Origin of the sequence: Lentibacillus juripiscarius, assembly GCF_042685205.1 — a bacterium.
In the GTDB taxonomy this organism is placed as follows: domain Bacteria; phylum Bacillota; class Bacilli; order Bacillales; family Amphibacillaceae; genus Lentibacillus; species Lentibacillus juripiscarius.
The window spans coordinates 4,182-20,813 of the sequence record NZ_JBHUNA010000004.1 but is presented as its reverse complement, the minus strand read 5'-3'; the positions used below and the strand labels follow the sequence as shown (position 1 = coordinate 20,813).

The window sequence follows — 16,632 nt, the reverse complement described above, 5'->3', positions numbered from 1 at the left end:
AAATAATGAACTGGATTTAGACGTTGAAATAAATATAGGACTAAAATGAAATCAGCAAAACAGAACAAATTACATTGGATGGCCAGATAACGGTTGTGCATACGGATCAAGGACTAAAAATCAGCCATTATTATGACTCCAAGCTTCCGGAAAAAATTTTATCCTGATGCCTTGGTTAACGTACCTCCTATCCGCTTTTTAGGGAGGTTTTTTTATTTGCGCTCCAGGGAATTCTATTGTTTAATTTGGCTGAAGGCTTTATAATGAAATAATGTATGAATATATGAGATAAACCCTTTTTAAGGAAAGGAGTTGCGATATGAACGAACAGCAGCGGAAACAGCAATCGCAAATTAAACAGACCGAGAATCCGGCGGACGCAAAATCCGATGCGGATAACATGGAACGGCTGAAAAATACAACCAGTGATGATTTGATTGCCAAGTATTTCGAGACAACGTACGAGCCACCAAACCTGAACAAAGCCAGAAAACGTGGCCGTGATGATGTGGAAGTCCATTATGATTTCGGCATCCCAGAAGATATGGAAAATATCGGGGAAGGCAAGAAATTCATGATTCGTACATACGGCTGTCAGATGAATGAGCATGACACGGAAGTGATGGCCGGAATTCTGTCTGAAATGGGTTATGAATCAACGGATGATCAGCACGAAGCAGATATCATTCTTTTAAACACTTGTGCGATCAGGGAAAACGCGGAGAATAAAGTGTTTGGTGAAATCGGTCATCTGAAAGCACTGAAACGGGAAAAGCCTGATTTGATCCTCGGAGTTTGCGGCTGTATGTCCCAGGAAGAAAAAGTCGTTAACCGGATTATGAAAAAGCATCCGCAAATCGATCTAATCTTTGGAACCCACAATATCCATCGCCTGCCGCATCTCGTTAAAGAAGCGATGTTCGGCAAGGAAAAAGTGGTGGAAGTATGGTCCAAGGAGGGCGATATTATTGAAAACCTTCCGAGGGCACGTAAAGGTAGTATTAAAGCATGGGTCAATATCATGTACGGCTGTGATAAATTTTGTACGTACTGTATCGTGCCAATGACCCGCGGCAAAGAGCGGAGCCGTCTGCCGAAAGATATTATTCAGGAAGTGCGTCAGTTGACGGCGCAGGGCTACAAGGAAATTACCCTGCTTGGCCAGAACGTGAACGCATATGGCAAAGACTTTGAGGATTCGGACTATGGTCTGGGTGATTTGATGGATGATCTCCATAAGATTGATATACCGAGAATCCGTTTTACCACATCTCACCCGAGAGATTTTGACGACCGTCTGATTGAGGTGCTTGCTCAAGGCGGCAATCTGCTCGACCATATCCATTTGCCGGTACAGTCGGGCAGCAGTGAAGTGTTGAAAAAAATGAACCGTAAGTATACCCGTGAAGAATATTTGGAACTAGTCAGGAAAATACGCGAAGCAATGCCAAACGCAACCTTAACAACCGATATTATTGTCGGGTTCCCGAACGAAACTGAGGAACAGTTTGAAGAAACGATGTCATTGGTGGAAGAGGTTGGGTTTGAAGCAGCATTTACATTTATTTACTCACCGCGTGAAGGCACACCGGCTGCACGTAAACAGGACGACGTGCCGGAAGAAGTGAAAAAACAGCGCCTTTACCGCTTGAATGAGCTTGTGAACAAACAATCAGCCGAGTCAATGGAACAGTACAAGGATAAGGTCGTGAAAGTTCTTGTAGAAGGCGAAAGTAAAAAGGACCCTGATGTGCTTGCTGGATATACGGAGCGTAACAAGCTTGTCAACTTTAAGGGACCGAGATCAGCAATAGGCAGCATTGTCGATGTTCGAATAACAGAAACGAAAACATGGTCGTTAAACGGTGTCATGGCGGAAACGACAGCAGAGGTGAAATAAAATGGCACAATATACTCGCAAAGAAATTTTGGATGAAGCAAAGAATCTCGCTAACATGCTGGCGAACACAGAAGAAATTGACCGGTTTAAACAAGTTGAAGCGAAAATTAATGATAATCAGAAAGTCCAGAAGCTGATTAAGAAAATAAAAACATTGCAGAAGCAGGCGGTTAATTTCCAGGCATACGGGAAAACCGAGGCACTAAAGAATGTCGAAGAAGAGATTGACCGTCTTCATGCCGAAGTGGACGCCATCCCAATTGTCCAGGAGTTCAAGGAAACCCAGGGTGTCGTCAACGACGTACTGCAGCTGGTATCCGGCACTATCTCCCGTGAAGTGACTAACAATGTTATCACGTCAACGGGCGGTGACCTCCTGTCAGGTACAACAGGAACCAAACAAGCGGACGAGCCGGCCAGCAGCCAGTAAGTCAATGTAGGAAACCTCGATGTTAAAGGCGAGAAAACCATTGGAACGAACATTATCGGTTCCGATATAATATAGTGTATAAAGAAGAGCCCGGGTGAGTTTTTATCCCGGCTTTTTTTCTGTTACAACGTCAGTAAGTATAGATTATGGATGACCTTATAAATAAAACAAAGCCTTTAACAAAAAGACTTGGTATTGACCTTCTTATCATCATTCACTTTAGGTATTTGTCTTGCATACGATGACTATGAGAAAAGGAGGTAACGAAGCCATGTCATTTCTTGAACATGATTACAGAGAAATTATAACGAAGGCAGTTTGCGGAAAAGGAAGGAAGTTCACCCAGGCCACGCATAACATCCAGCCGTCCCATAGGCCTTCAAGCATTCTTGGTTGCTGGGTTATCAACCATCTGTACAATGCGAAGAAAAAATCGGAGGATACGGTGGAAGTCAATGGCAGCTATGACATTAATATCTGGTACTCGTACAACGACAATACCAAAACAGAAGTAGTCACCGAACGTGTCACGTATTGTGATTATATTCCACTCTCTGTAAAGGATGACAATTGCCTGAACGATGACTATGATGTAATCGCCAAAGTGGTTCAGCAGCCAAATTGTCTTGAGTGTGAAATAGACAGTCACGGGAACAAAGTTGCTGTTGATGTGGAACGGGAGTTTGTTGTACAGATCATTGGCGAAACAAAAGTTGCTGTCAAGGTTGACCCGAAAGGATCCACATTTAATGATGACGACGACTGGGGCTTTGACATTACGGACGATGAGCTACATGAGGTGAAGCCAGACTTTGTCAATGACCGGGATAAGGACTGAGATACTTACGAGGGGTAATACTCTCGTAAGTTTTTCTTATAAACAAAAACACCCTCGGCAGTCGTCTTACCTCGGCGAAATATGCTATAATAGAACAATATATTCGTATGTTTTGGAGGATTCAATATGGCTGTTCATACACCAATGATGGAGCAATATTTAAAAATAAAAGCTGACTATAAAGACGCCTTTTTATTCTTTCGCCTGGGTGACTTTTATGAAATGTTTTTTGATGATGCCGTTCAAGCTGCCAGGGAATTGGAAATAACACTGACAAAACGGGATGGGGGGAAACAGGACCCCATCCCGATGTGTGGTGTGCCGTACCATTCTGCTGAAAACTACATAAAAAATTTAATTGATAAAGGGTATAAAGTAGCCATATGTGAGCAGGTAGAAGACCCTAAAGCAGCCAAAGGCGTGGTTAAGCGCGAAGTTGTCCAGCTGGTTACACCTGGAACGGTGATGGAAAATAATATGCTGGCGGAACGGGATAACAACTATATTGCCAGCCTCTCCCATTTTTCAGATGGATCTTATGTGATTGCCTACAACGATTTATCCGTAGGGGAGACAAATGTTGCACTTATTTCGGGCGGATGGAATGCTGTGATGCATGAGCTCTATAACCAGCCGGTGAAAGAAATGGTCATTTCCTCTGAACTTCCGGAGACTCTGCAGGACGAGCTGAGAGAAAAGTTAAGTATTACTTTATCCTATCAGGATGAAACAACTTTTAACGCTGAATACCGGGGATTATGCAGCACTCTGAATGATGAACGCCTTGTGCAGGGTTTCAGCCGTCTGCTTAATTACATTCAGAAAACGCAAAAACGTTCCCTTGATCATTTGCAGCCGGCTGGGGTGATTGAACTTGATCACTATTTGTCATTGGACATGTTCTCCAAGCGTAATCTCGAACTGACAGAAACAATTTTGAAAAAAGGCAAGCATGGCAGTTTGCTCTGGGTGCTTGATCAGACCGTGACAGCAATGGGCACGCGAATGCTTAAGAAATGGCTGGATCGCCCGCTTTTGAATGAACAGGATATAGAAGATCGTCTAAACATTGTCCAGGGATTTTTGGAAGGCTTTATGGAGCGGGATCTGTTGCGGGAGGCATTGAAATCCGTCTATGATCTCGAACGGCTGGCCGGCAGAATTGCTTATGGAAACGTCAATGCGCGCGATTTGCTTCAGCTGAAGCAGTCAGTAGCAAAAATTCCTGAGATCAAGCATGTTTTAAGTCAGTTCGACGGTGCCGGCATAAGAGCATTGGACGACAAGCTCCAGTATCCGGAATATCTAGTAACCTTGCTTGAGCAAAGTCTGGCAGAAGACCCGCCGGTATCCATAACAGAGGGTTCCATCATCAAGGATGGTTATCACGAAAAACTTGATAAATACCGTGAAGCATCACGTAATGGCAAGCAATGGATAACCGGACTGGAACAGAAGGAAAAAGAAGAAACAGGCATTAAGTCGTTAAAAGTAGGTTTCAACCGTGTTTTTGGCTATTATATAGAAGTAACGAAAGCAAATTTGCATCTGCTGCCGGAAGACAGGTATGAACGGAAACAAACACTGACTAACGCGGAACGTTTTATAACGCCGGAACTAAAAGAAAAAGAGGAATTGATACTGGAAGCGGAAGAGAAAAGTGTGGACCTGGAATATGAGTTGTTCCATGAGATTCGTGACCAGGTGAAAGAACATATTCCTTCGATTCAGTTTTTGGCGGAAGTCATCAGTCAGATTGACGTGCTTCAGGGATTTGCAACGGTAAGCGAGGCTAATGGATATACACGTCCAGTTTTTTCACAAAACTGTTTGTCCATCAAAAACGGCCGCCATCCAGTCGTCGAGAAGGTAATGAATGATGATGCATTTGTTCCGAATGACATTTTACTAGATGATGAAACGTCTATTTTGCTGATTACCGGTCCAAATATGTCCGGTAAGAGTACCTATATGCGCCAGCTGGCATTGACGGTGATTATGGGGCAGATTGGCTGTTATGTCCCTTGCGATGAGGCGGAGCTCCTTCTGTTTGACCAGATTTTCACCCGTATCGGAGCAGCGGATGATTTAGTTTCTGGTCAGAGCACGTTCATGGTCGAAATGCTGGAGACGAACCATGCGATTGCCAACGCCACTGAAAATAGCTTGATACTGCTGGATGAAATTGGCCGCGGGACGAGCACGTATGACGGTATGGCTTTGGCACAGGCAATCGTAGAACATATTCATGACAACATCCATGCCAAAACCGTGTTCTCCACCCATTACCATGAATTGACAACTCTTGAAGATACATTGGACAGGCTGAAAAATATCCACGTCAGAGCTGAAGAGCATGAGGGGAATGTTGTATTCCTTCACCAAGTTAAGGAGGGGGCTGCTGATCAGAGCTATGGCATTCATGTCGCCAAACTGGCAGATCTCCCAGCACCGCTGATTAAACGGGCCGATACAATTTTGGATCAATTAGAAAATAGCGAGGAAGAAAATGCACACGAAACAGGGCAATTGTCACTTTTTAGTGGTGACAGCACACATATCGAACAAAAACCTGCTGCTAATGAGTCAGAAGCTATTATTGTGCAAGACCTGAATAATATAAACTTATTTGAAATGACGCCGCTGGATGCAATGAATGAACTGCACCGGCTGCAGAAAAAAGCAAAAAAATAAGCAAGGAAAGGAGGATTCCATGGGGATTTTTCAACTGCCGGATGCACTTGCTAATAAAATAGCCGCAGGAGAAGTGGTGGAGCGTCCTGCTTCTGTCGTAAAAGAATTGATTGAAAACAGTATTGATGCCGGCAGTACGTTTATTAGCATTGATCTGGCTGAAGCGGGCCTAGAGAGGATCAAGGTAACAGATAATGGAGATGGCATGACGGAAGAGGATACTGAAAAGGCTTTTCTCCGTCATGCGACAAGCAAAATAAAAAATGAAACGGATTTATTTCGTGTCGGCACACTAGGCTTCCGAGGTGAAGCCCTGGCCAGCATTGCGGCCGTCAGCAGGCTTACCGTGAAAACCTCACAGGGGGATCTGGCCGGAACATACCTGGCGCTCGAAGGTGGTGCTGTTAAAGACCGTTCGAAAAGTGATGCCCGCAAAGGGACGGAAATTGTCGTGGAGGATCTCTTTTTCAATACGCCAGCACGATTAAAGTATATGAAAACCATTCATACGGAATTGGGTCATGTAACTGACCTGCTGAACCGCTTGGCATTGTCCCATCCCGGGATCCACTTTGAACTGCGCCATAATGGCAAATCCCTTTTTAAAACAACGGGGAGTGGTGACTTGCTTCAAGTAATCGGTCAAGTTTACGGGATGAGCACGGCCAGGAAGATGCTGCCCATAGAGCATGATACCCTGGATTTTTCTGTTAAAGGTTATATTGCGAAACCAGAAGTGACCAGAGCGTCCCGTAATTATATTTCGACAATGATAAATGGCCGGTATATTAAAAGCATGCAGCTGTCACAAGCCATTATAAGAGGGTATCATACACTGCTTCCGGTTGGGCGCTACCCCATTACCGTGCTGGCGATAGAAATGGACCCGATTCTCGTAGATGTCAATGTCCACCCGACTAAGCTGGAGGCCCGTTTCAGCAAGGACCAGGAACTCGTTGCGGCTATTGAAGAAACGATTCGTTCGGTGTTCCGGCGGACGTCGCTGATTCCGGAAATGGAACAGAAAAAACCAGAGCAATCGACGGTTAGCATACAGGATTCTATGCCATTGGATGGGCCACAAACAGGAAACTTGCCACATAAATCCAGCAATCTGGTAAATGAACAGCAGCCGAGTTTGGAACAGCCGAAAACAAGCGGTTTAAATTGGCAGGAAACGTTCCTGGACCCAGCTGAAGAAACCCCCGTATATCACGGTTTAGAAGACTTTAACAGTGAAATACTGGCGTCTCCTGAACAGGGGACGATTTCGGATGATCATAGGGAAGATCGGATTCCCGTTATATACCCAATCGGCCAGCTTCACGGCACTTATATTCTTGGCCAGAATGAGAACGGCTTTTATATGATTGACCAGCATGCCGCCCAGGAACGGATTAAGTTTGAACAGTTCCGGGACAAGCTGGGACAGGCACCGAATGAATTGCAGGAACTCCTGATTCCATTAACCTTTGATTTTTCCAGGCAGGAATCTCTTTTTATTGAACAGCATAAAGAAGAACTTGACAGTGTTGGCCTGTTTTTTGAGCCGTTTGGAAACCAGTCCTATATTATTCGGTCACACCCGGTTTGGTTTCCGGATGGATTTGAAGAAGAAATCATCCGGGAAATGATTGAACAGATTATGCAACATGAAAAAATCGATATTGAATCCATCAGAGAAGATGCTGCAGCCCTGATGTCATGCAAGCGATCCATCAAAGCAAATCACTACTTGAATCAGGAGGACATGGCTACATTGCTGGTTGACTTGCGGAAAACCAAAGATCCGTTCACATGTCCGCACGGCCGGCCCATCATAATCCATTTTTCCGCCTATGAACTTGAAAAAATGTTTAAGCGGGTCATGTAGGCATGTATAATTTAGACACATCCCGTGCATACTTGTAAGAAAAGGCGGGGTGTGTCTAATGGATAACCAGAAACTTATCAACTTTTTGAATCAGTTATTGTCCAACTGTTTTGTCATGTATGTGAAGCTGCATCGTTATCACTGGTATGTGCAGGGACAGCACTTCTTTCAATTGCACGCGTTGTTTGAAGAGATGTATACCACTATAGCAGATGATATTGATGAACTGGCCGAAAGGGTGCTTGCGATTGACGGCAAACCATTGGCTACGATGATCAAGTACATAAAAGAGGCAACGCTTGAAGAAGCTACAGCTGATGACAAAGAAGATGAAATGATCGCTAGGCTAATAGAAGATTATCAGCAGATAATTAAGGAAATAAAAGAAGAGGGGATTCCATACGCATCCGAACGAAACGACGAGCCAACAGTTGACCTGCTCGTTACTCTCCAGGGAAAATTAGAGAAATATGTCTGGATGCTCCATGCATATCGTGCGTATGAATAAACAGATTTAGGGGAATGCTGATGAAGCAAACAGTCATCGCAATTGTCGGACCGACTGCAGTGGGCAAATCGCGTCTTAGCGTTGAAATAGCCAAAGAATTTAATGGCGAAATCATTAGTGGGGATTCCATGCAAGTGTACAAAGGACTTGATATCGGAACTGCAAAGATTACGGATGATGAGAAACAGGGAATCCCCCATTATATGATTGATATCAGAGAGCCTGATCAAGCCTTTTCTGCGGCAGATTTTCAACATAATGTCCAGCATTATATCAATGAAATCGATTCCAAGCAAAAGCTGCCAATTATTGCGGGAGGCAGTGGTCTTTATATTCAGGCAGCCTTATTTAATTACAATTTTTCCAATCAGCGACGGGATGAGCAAGTGACAAAGCGGCTGGAGCAGGAGCTCGACAGCAAAGGGGCCATGGATTTGTACAACCGGCTGGAGCAACTGGATCCGGAACAGGCTGCGAAGATCCATCCGAATAATCACCGGAGGCTTATCCGTGCGCTGGAAATCTATGAAACAACCGGAAAAACGATGTCGGAATACCAGCGAAATCAATTGCGTGATGGAGACTATAATCCCATTTTTATCGGACTGGAAATGGATCGGGATCTATTATACGAGCGGATTAACAGACGAGTGGACAACATGATGGAGCAGGGTTTGCTCGATGAAGTCCGCCATTTGTATAAGCATGGTTACGCTGATTCCCGGGCGATGCGCGGCATAGGCTATAAAGAATTTGTCCCTTATTTTAAAGAGGAACAGACGCTGGATGAAAGTATCCGATTATTGAAGCGAAATTCCAGGCGGTATGCAAAAAGGCAGTATACGTGGTTCAGAAACAAATTACCTGTCCACTGGTACTCTATTACGCCCGCGACAATTGAAGAAACATTTGGAAAAATTTCAAATGATTTAGCAGGAATGTTCGAAAGTTTATAGAAATACTTATGTATAGATAGAATAGAGGAGGAAAGACAATGGCGCAATCAGTAAATATTCAGGATCAATATTTGAACAAACTAAGAAAAGACCATATTTCGGTTACGCTTTTTTTAACGAACGGATTTCAATTGCGGGGAATTGTGAAGGCTTTTGATAATTTTACCGTACTTATCGAAACAGATGGGAAACAGCAGCTGATTTTCAAACATGCGATTTCCACTTTTGCTCCGGTGAAAAATGTGACGCTGGAAAAAGAATAAGACACTTGAAACGGACGCCTTTTTGCGTCCGTTTTGCTTTTACAAACACTCATGCTGCAGGTGATATGGGCGTTTGTCACGCCACTCTTTCCCGTCGCGTATACTATCGTGACGAAGGGGTGATGACGTGGATACGCAAAAACAGCGAAACAAAAATGGGCAAATTAATATTATTTTGCAGGATAAACAGCACGTACAGCCTGAACGGAACAGCAAGCAGCGGAATGAAACGAATAATCCATTTTCCCATATTGATACATCTTTTTCTTCGTTTATTGGAATGGAAGAACTAAAAGGAACGATTAAAGAAGTATATGCAACCATCGTAATCAATGGAAAGCGGAAAGAAATGGGGCTTCCTGGATCCAATCAGGTGCTTCACATGCTGTTCAAAGGCAACCCGGGTACCGGTAAAACAACGGTCGCAAGAAAATTGGCCCAAATGTATTTTGACATGAACTTGCTTTCAAAGGGGCATTTCATTGAAGCTGAACGCGCAGATTTGGTTGGTGAATATATCGGGCAGACGGCACAGAAAACAAGGTCTGTCATTCAAAAGGCAATGGGAGGCATTCTATTCGTCGATGAAGCGTACTCATTGGCGCGGGGCGGCGAGAAGGATTTTGGAAAAGAGGCAATTGATACACTGGTGAAGCATATGGAAGATAATCATAATGATTTTGTCTTAATCCTGGCTGGCTACCCTTATGAAATGGATCGGTTTTTAACGCTGAATCCCGGATTGAAATCAAGATTCCCGTTCATCCTTGATTTTGAGGACTATGATATTGATCAGCTAACCAGTATTGCCAAGCAAATGGTTCAGGACCGGGAATATGAATTGACAAAAGAGGCAGAATGGAAATTGCGTACCCATATATATAAAAAGAAACGGGAAACATCCGTTAATTTTTCAAATGCACGCTACATCCGTAACATCATTGAACAGTCCATCAGGCATCATGCGGTGCGGTTATTGAATCAGGAGGCATTTTCGCCGGATGATCTAATATTTTTGACTGGCGACGATTTGACACTTGACGACCAATAGCCCAGAAATTGTTGTATCCTACAAACTCTGCTATGATAATGATTGGAATTATAATACCAGGATGTGATAGACAAATGCCGGAACGGATATTGCTTATAGCAGTGAAATTACCAAGAGATAATGAGAACCGATTTGAGTCATCACTCGAGGAGCTTGTTTCCCTTTGCAAAACTGCAGGGGGATCTGTCGAAAAAATAATGACGCAGCGGCGGCAGAAAATTCATCCTGCGTTCTATATCGGTGAAGGGAAACTGGCAGAAATAAAGGAAGCTGCCGAAGAATTGGATGTTGATCTCATCGTTTCCAATGACGAACTGTCACCGGGTCAGCTACGCAACTTGAGTGACCAATCCGGATTCCAGGTCATTGACCGAAGTCAGCTGATACTGGATATCTTTGCCCAGCGCGCACGAACCAAGGAGGGTAAGCTGCAAGTGGAGCTTGCGCAGCTCGAGTATACACTACCAAGGCTGCGCGGAAGAGGGGAAGAAATGTCCCGGCTTGGTGCCGGCATTGGAACACGTGGCCCTGGTGAAACGAAACTGGAGACAGATCAGCGGCATATAAGACAGCGGATCGATGACATAAAACGTCAATTGAAAATGGTTGTCCGCCAGCGGGAACAGTACCGTAAACGAAGGAAGACCAATGACGTTTTTCAGATTGCCGTTGTTGGTTATACAAACGCAGGTAAATCGACCTTGTTTAACCGGCTGACACAAAGTGATGCTGTTGAAGAAAACCAGCTGTTTGCTACTTTGGACCCTTTGACACGCCAGATACAGCTTCCGTCTGGCTTTCAGACACTTGTCACAGATACAGTCGGTTTTATACAGGATTTGCCAACATCACTTATAGCATCATTCCGCTCGACCTTGGAGGAAGTGTCGGAGGCTGATTTTATTCTTCATGTCGTGGATATGGCAAACCCGGATTTGGTTCAGCAGCAGCAGACAGTAAAGAACTTGCTGCAGGAACTGGAAGCGGACACCATTCCGATGCTGACGGTTTATAATAAAAGTGATTTAATAACAGATGACTTTATACCGATGAATCATCCGAACATCCTAATTAGCGCTCATCATCCGGGGGATATCCGCCGGCTTTTGAAGAAAATAGAGGAAATCCTGATATCGGAATGGGAAGGCTACTCTGTTTTGCTAGATCCCAGCCAGGGAAAATTGCTCCATCGTCTGGAACGGGAAACGATTGTAACAGAGCAGTCGTTTCAAGAAAGTGAGAATATGTATGCGATACAGGGATATATCCGGCATGATCATCCACTGAATGGTTTATTGGAGGAGTTTTGACAGTAATGATAGATGATGTAATAACGCAAGCAGAAAAAGACTGTGCACAGAGGCATGCAGACGTGTCTAAACTAGTTGAGGCCAATCAGAAGCGAGTTTTGGACGCATTTATTAGCAATCGTGTCAGTGATACCCATTTCCATTCGACAACTGGTTATGGGTATGATGATATTGGCCGTGAGACATTGGAAGCAGTATATGCGAGTATTTTCGGTGGAGAGGACGCGCTGGTCAGGCCACAGATCGTTTCTGGTACACATGCTATCTCAACTGCTTTGTTTGGACTTTTGCGGCCCGGGGATGAGCTATTGTATATTACCGGAAAACCATATGACACGCTTGAATCTGTCATAGGAACGAATGGGGGTGCATCCGGTTCCCTGGCCGACTTTAATATTACATATAATCAGGTGGAATTGAAAGATGATGGGTCGGTGGACTATCAGGGCATCAGACGAAAATTAACTGAAAAAACAGCTGTGGTTGGCATTCAGCGCTCGAAAGGATATGATGACAGACCATCGTTTACCATTGATGAAATTGCAGAAATGGTTGCTTTTGTAAAAGAGATCAATGAAAACGCGACTGTTTTTGTTGATAATTGCTACGGGGAGTTTGTTGAAGAAGAAGAGCCGCTGCATGCCGGGGCAGATATCATAGCCGGTTCTCTTATTAAGAATCCGGGTGGTGGTATTGTACGAGCCGGGGGATATATTGCCGGCAAAGAAAACCTTGTTCAGCAATGTGCCAACCGACTAACCGCTCCAGGCCTCGGCAAGGAAACGGGTGCCACATTCCATACGTTGCAGGAGATGTTTCAGGGTTTATTCATGGCTCCGCTCATTGTTGGAGAGGCATTAAAGGGGGCAATACTGACAGCGAGATTGCTGGAGATGGTGGGTTTTCATACGTCGCCAGGCTATCAGGCTAAACGGACCGATTTGATTCAGTCTGTCACGTTTAACGATGCAGAACATATGGTTTTGTTTTGTCAATCCATTCAGCGGAATTCCCCAATCAATGCCTTTGTAACGCCTTATCCAGCTGAAATGCCTGGATATGATGATGAGGTCATCATGGCTGCCGGTACTTTTATTCAGGGAGCCAGCCTTGAACTGACAGCAGACGGTCCGATCCGTGAACCGTATATGGCCTTTATACAGGGTGGACTGACCTATGCGCATGTGAAATTGGCATTGAAGGCTGCACTGGAAGAACTCAAAGAAAAAGAGCTTGTTTAAAGCTCTTTTTTTAATTTGGCTCTTTTTGTAAACATTGTTGCTTTTTATGAAACCAGCAGCTGAAATATGCGAGACTCCTGTGGGACAGCGAGCCTAAGAGACCCCACAGCGAGCGTTCTTTGCGAGTGAGGAGGCTCGTGGTGAGCCCACGGGAAGCGAGTATATTCCAGCTGCGTCGTCGGAGAACCTCTCTAAATATAATCCTTCTTAGTTTACGTCGTCGTTTATAGATTTTGTGAAAAAACAACAACCTTTTAGAAGCCAGTTTGCCATCCATGTTAAGAAACCTGACATCAATTTGACATTGAAATTTACATCTGTTAATCTAACTTTCATACATAGAGAGAAGGGGGCATTTCTAATGAATGATCAGGATCGCCGTTCGATGCCGCTGTTTTCCATAAGTATTGTTAAGCAGCTGACAGAACTGACAGCAAGGCAAATCCGTTATTATGAATCCCACGGTTTAATTCATCCAGCAAGAACTTCCGGGAATCAGCGTTTATTCTCCTTTCACGATGTTGATCGTTTATTAGAAATGAAAAACTTGCTCGATAAAGGGGTTAATTTAGCTGGGATTAAACAAATCATGCTGTCTGAACAAAGCATTGGCGAAAAGAAGGAAGAAGTAAACCGCGACCTGACCGACCGTGAATTGCGAAGACATTTGAAATCAGAGTTGGCGGAAGCGGCAATACCCGGTAAAAACATTCTTCGCAGGGGCGAATTATCCAGGTTTTTCCATTGAGGAAATTCACAAATACTTAGGAGGAAAAAGATGCCCAAACCTTTAACGAAAGACCAAATCATGAAAAAAATTGAGGAGGAAAACGTCCGATTTATCCGCCTCCAATTCACCGACATGCTGGGAACGATAAAAAATGTTGAAATTCCGCTCAGCCAGCTAGATAAAGCGCTGGATAACAAAATGATGTTTGATGGATCCTCCATTGAGGGTTTTGTCCGGATAGAAGAATCTGATATGTATCTGCATCCGGATCTTGATTCATTTGTTGTGTTCCCGTGGACATCGGAAAAAGGAAAAGTGGCACGGTTCATCTGTGATATTTATAATCCGGATGGAACACCATTTGAAGGCTGTCCAAGGTACAACTTGAAACGCAACCTAAAAAAAATGGAAGAGTTGGGTTTTGATGCATTCAATATCGGAACAGAACCGGAATTCTTTTTGTTTAAACTGGATGAGAGAGGCGACCCATCACTGGAGTTGAATGACCGTGGCGGATATTTTGATTTGGCCCCAACAGATTTGGGAGAAAATTGCCGGCGTGATATCGTGCTGGAGTTGGAGGAAATGGGCTTTGAAATTGAAGCTTCCCACCATGAAGGGGCACCAGGCCAACACGAAATTGATTTTAAATATTCGGATGCAGTGAAGCATGCTGATGATATTCAGACATTTAAACTCGTGGTGAAGACAATAGCGAGAAAACATAACCTGCACGCGACATTTATGCCGAAACCAATGTTTGGCGTTAATGGCTCTGGCATGCATGTCAACATGTCTCTATTCGCAAATGGTGAAAACAGCTTTTTTGAGAGAGATGGTGACATGCAGCTCAGTGATATCGCATATCAATTCACTGCCGGTGTGATTAAACACGCCACCAATTTTACGGCTGTGACAAACCCTACGGTCAATTCCTATAAACGGCTTGTACCTGGATATGAGGCGCCGTGCTATGTTGCCTGGTCCGCTGCAAATCGGAGTCCGCTTGTCCGCATTCCATATTCCAGGGGATTAAGTACTCGAATTGAAGCCAGAAGTGTTGATCCATCAGCTAATCCGTACATGGCCATGTCTGTACTGCTTGCGAGCGGACTGGACGGTATAGAGAATAAATTGACTCCGCCGACTGCGGTTGACCGTAATATTTATGTAATGGACCGAAAAGAACGTGAGCAAAACGGGATTAAGGAATTGCCTGCCACTCTGATGGATGCTCTTGAAGAACTGCAACAGGATCAAATTATTATAGATGCGCTTGGTGAACATTTATATGAGCATTTCATGGAGGCAAAAGAGATTGAGTGGGATATGTTTAGAACTACTGTACACCCTTGGGAGAGAGAGCAGTACTTGACGTCCTATTAATGCTGATATGGCAGGATTTATTGAAGGGGTGTTATATGAATATAAGATATTTATTAGATTGCACCCCTTGAGCACCCCTTAAAAATTTAATAAATTATTTTAAAATATCGTCCATATATGCTTCAAATTGGGCGGTATTTTTTTGCTCCATTCTTTTGGATACATGAGAGTAAGCGTCCGCGGTAATTTGGTAACTACCATGTCCCAGACGCTTTTGACTATACTTTATCTTGTTTAGGCGAGAAGACCCCCACCTCAAGAAATGTGAACGGGGAACCCCAGTGAGTAGGTGGGGGATGAATCGCCTTCGGACAAGGGATGGCTTTAGCCATCTCAATTGTCCGACCGATTGGATCTCAAGTGTCTTTCAAAACACCCCATTCACCTTATTACAAAGTAAGGAACAAATGTTTGCATACCTTAGAATAAAATGATATAATAATAGACACAATAGGGGGTGTATAAACTATTGGTCCATAAATCCTTCAACTTTCGTCTCTACCCAACAAAAGAACAAGCCATATTAATCAATAAAACCATTGGGTGCGCACGTTTTGTATACAACCATTTCCTCTCCAAGTGGAACAATACATACAAAGAAACGGGAAAAGGCTTAACCTACACAACCTGCTCATCCCAACTGCCTCAACTAAAAGAAACGTTTGTCTGGTTAAAAGAAGTGGACAGTATCGCCATCCAATCATCATTAAAGAACCTTGCCGACGCCTATAGCCGATTCTTCAAGAAACAAAACAAAGCACCACGATTCAAATGCAAAAATCATAACATCCAAACCTATCAAACAAAATATACAAACGATAATATTACTGTTTCCGGAAACAAAATCAAGCTGCCAAAACTCGGATCCGTCACGTTTGCAAAAAGCCGTGAAGTCGAAGGCCGCATCTTAAACGCCACCATCAGACGTCATCCAACAGGCAAGTATTTTGTATCCATCCTTGCTGAAACAGAAATAGAAGAACTGCCAAAAACGGAATCAACCGTCGGCATTGACGTTGGATTAAAAAATTTTGCCACCCTTTCCGACCATACAGTCTACAAGAACCCTAAATTCTTTCGTGCATTGGAAGAAAAGTTGGCCAAAGCTCAACAGATTCTTTCCAGAAGAAAAGTAGGTTCTTCCAACTGGAACAAGCAACGTATCAAGGTTGCCCGATTACATGAAAAAATCGCGAACGCACGCAAGGACTACTTGCATAAAATGTCAACCAACATCATCAAAAACCACGATGTGATTGGTCTAGAAGACTTGCAAGTGGCCAACATGCTGAAAAACGCCAAACTGGCCAAATCCATTAGCGAGGTAAGCTGGTCACAATTTCGGACCATGCTTGAATACAAAGCGAAATGGTATGGCAAGAAAGTGGTCACGGTGTCCAAAACATTTCCCAGCAGCCAGCTATGTTCGAACTGTGGATATCGCAACAGAGA

14 protein-coding genes are annotated in these 16,632 nt (G+C 43.8%); all 14 read left to right on the top strand.

Annotated elements, in window-relative coordinates; translation table 11 throughout:
* The first annotated feature begins 319 nt into the window (after positions 1-319).
* Positions 320-1,900 carry a tRNA (N6-isopentenyl adenosine(37)-C2)-methylthiotransferase MiaB gene (gene miaB / locus ACFSUO_RS02580; protein WP_382390791.1) on the top strand — a complete coding sequence of 527 codons (1,581 nt, stop codon included), beginning with the start codon at positions 320-322 and terminating at the stop codon, positions 1,898-1,900.
* A 1-nt stretch (position 1,901) separates the two neighbouring features.
* A complete protein-coding gene (locus ACFSUO_RS02575; RefSeq protein ID WP_382390789.1) occupies positions 1,902-2,330 on the top strand; it encodes a RicAFT regulatory complex protein RicA family protein in 429 nt (142 codons plus the stop codon).
* 271 nt (positions 2,331-2,601) lie between these two features.
* Entirely contained in the window at positions 2,602-3,168 is a 567-nt protein-coding gene (gene cotE, locus ACFSUO_RS02570; RefSeq protein WP_382390787.1) for an outer spore coat protein CotE, read from the top strand.
* 126 nt (positions 3,169-3,294) lie between these two features.
* Positions 3,295-5,862 (top strand): DNA mismatch repair protein MutS, encoded by a 2,568-nt coding sequence (gene mutS, locus ACFSUO_RS02565; RefSeq protein ID WP_382390785.1) that lies wholly within the window; start codon positions 3,295-3,297, stop codon positions 5,860-5,862.
* Between the two features lie 19 nt (positions 5,863-5,881).
* Positions 5,882-7,735 carry a DNA mismatch repair endonuclease MutL gene (gene mutL, locus ACFSUO_RS02560; RefSeq protein WP_382390783.1) on the top strand — a complete coding sequence of 618 codons (1,854 nt, stop codon included), beginning with the start codon at positions 5,882-5,884 and terminating at the stop codon, positions 7,733-7,735.
* Between the two features lie 58 nt (positions 7,736-7,793).
* Positions 7,794-8,243 (top strand): Dps family protein, encoded by a 450-nt coding sequence (locus ACFSUO_RS02555; RefSeq protein WP_382390781.1) that lies wholly within the window; start codon positions 7,794-7,796, stop codon positions 8,241-8,243.
* A 20-nt stretch (positions 8,244-8,263) separates the two neighbouring features.
* Positions 8,264-9,199 (top strand): tRNA (adenosine(37)-N6)-dimethylallyltransferase MiaA, encoded by a 936-nt coding sequence (miaA, locus tag ACFSUO_RS02550; RefSeq protein ID WP_382390779.1) that lies wholly within the window; start codon positions 8,264-8,266, stop codon positions 9,197-9,199.
* A 38-nt stretch (positions 9,200-9,237) separates the two neighbouring features.
* Positions 9,238-9,462 (top strand): RNA chaperone Hfq, encoded by a 225-nt coding sequence (hfq, locus tag ACFSUO_RS02545; protein ID WP_382390777.1) that lies wholly within the window; start codon positions 9,238-9,240, stop codon positions 9,460-9,462.
* Between the two features lie 127 nt (positions 9,463-9,589).
* On the top strand, positions 9,590-10,513 hold the full coding sequence (spoVK, locus tag ACFSUO_RS02540) for a stage V sporulation protein K (RefSeq protein WP_382390775.1): 924 nt from the start codon (positions 9,590-9,592) through the stop codon (positions 10,511-10,513).
* A 74-nt stretch (positions 10,514-10,587) separates the two neighbouring features.
* Positions 10,588-11,823 carry a GTPase HflX gene (hflX, locus tag ACFSUO_RS02535; protein ID WP_382390773.1) on the top strand — a complete coding sequence of 412 codons (1,236 nt, stop codon included), beginning with the start codon at positions 10,588-10,590 and terminating at the stop codon, positions 11,821-11,823.
* 5 nt (positions 11,824-11,828) lie between these two features.
* Positions 11,829-13,064, top strand: coding sequence for a methionine gamma-lyase family protein (locus ACFSUO_RS02530; protein WP_382390771.1), 1,236 nt, complete (start codon positions 11,829-11,831; stop codon positions 13,062-13,064).
* Positions 13,065-13,425: 361 nt separating this feature from the next.
* Positions 13,426-13,812, top strand: a complete 387-nt coding sequence (locus ACFSUO_RS02525) for a MerR family transcriptional regulator (RefSeq protein WP_382390769.1) — start codon at positions 13,426-13,428, stop codon at positions 13,810-13,812.
* Positions 13,813-13,842: 30 nt separating this feature from the next.
* Positions 13,843-15,180 carry a type I glutamate--ammonia ligase gene (gene glnA / locus ACFSUO_RS02520; RefSeq protein ID WP_382390767.1) on the top strand — a complete coding sequence of 446 codons (1,338 nt, stop codon included), beginning with the start codon at positions 13,843-13,845 and terminating at the stop codon, positions 15,178-15,180.
* 469 nt (positions 15,181-15,649) lie between these two features.
* On the top strand, positions 15,650-16,632 hold a 983-nt coding region (tnpB, locus tag ACFSUO_RS02515), incomplete at its 3' end, for an IS200/IS605 family element RNA-guided endonuclease TnpB (protein ID WP_382390765.1).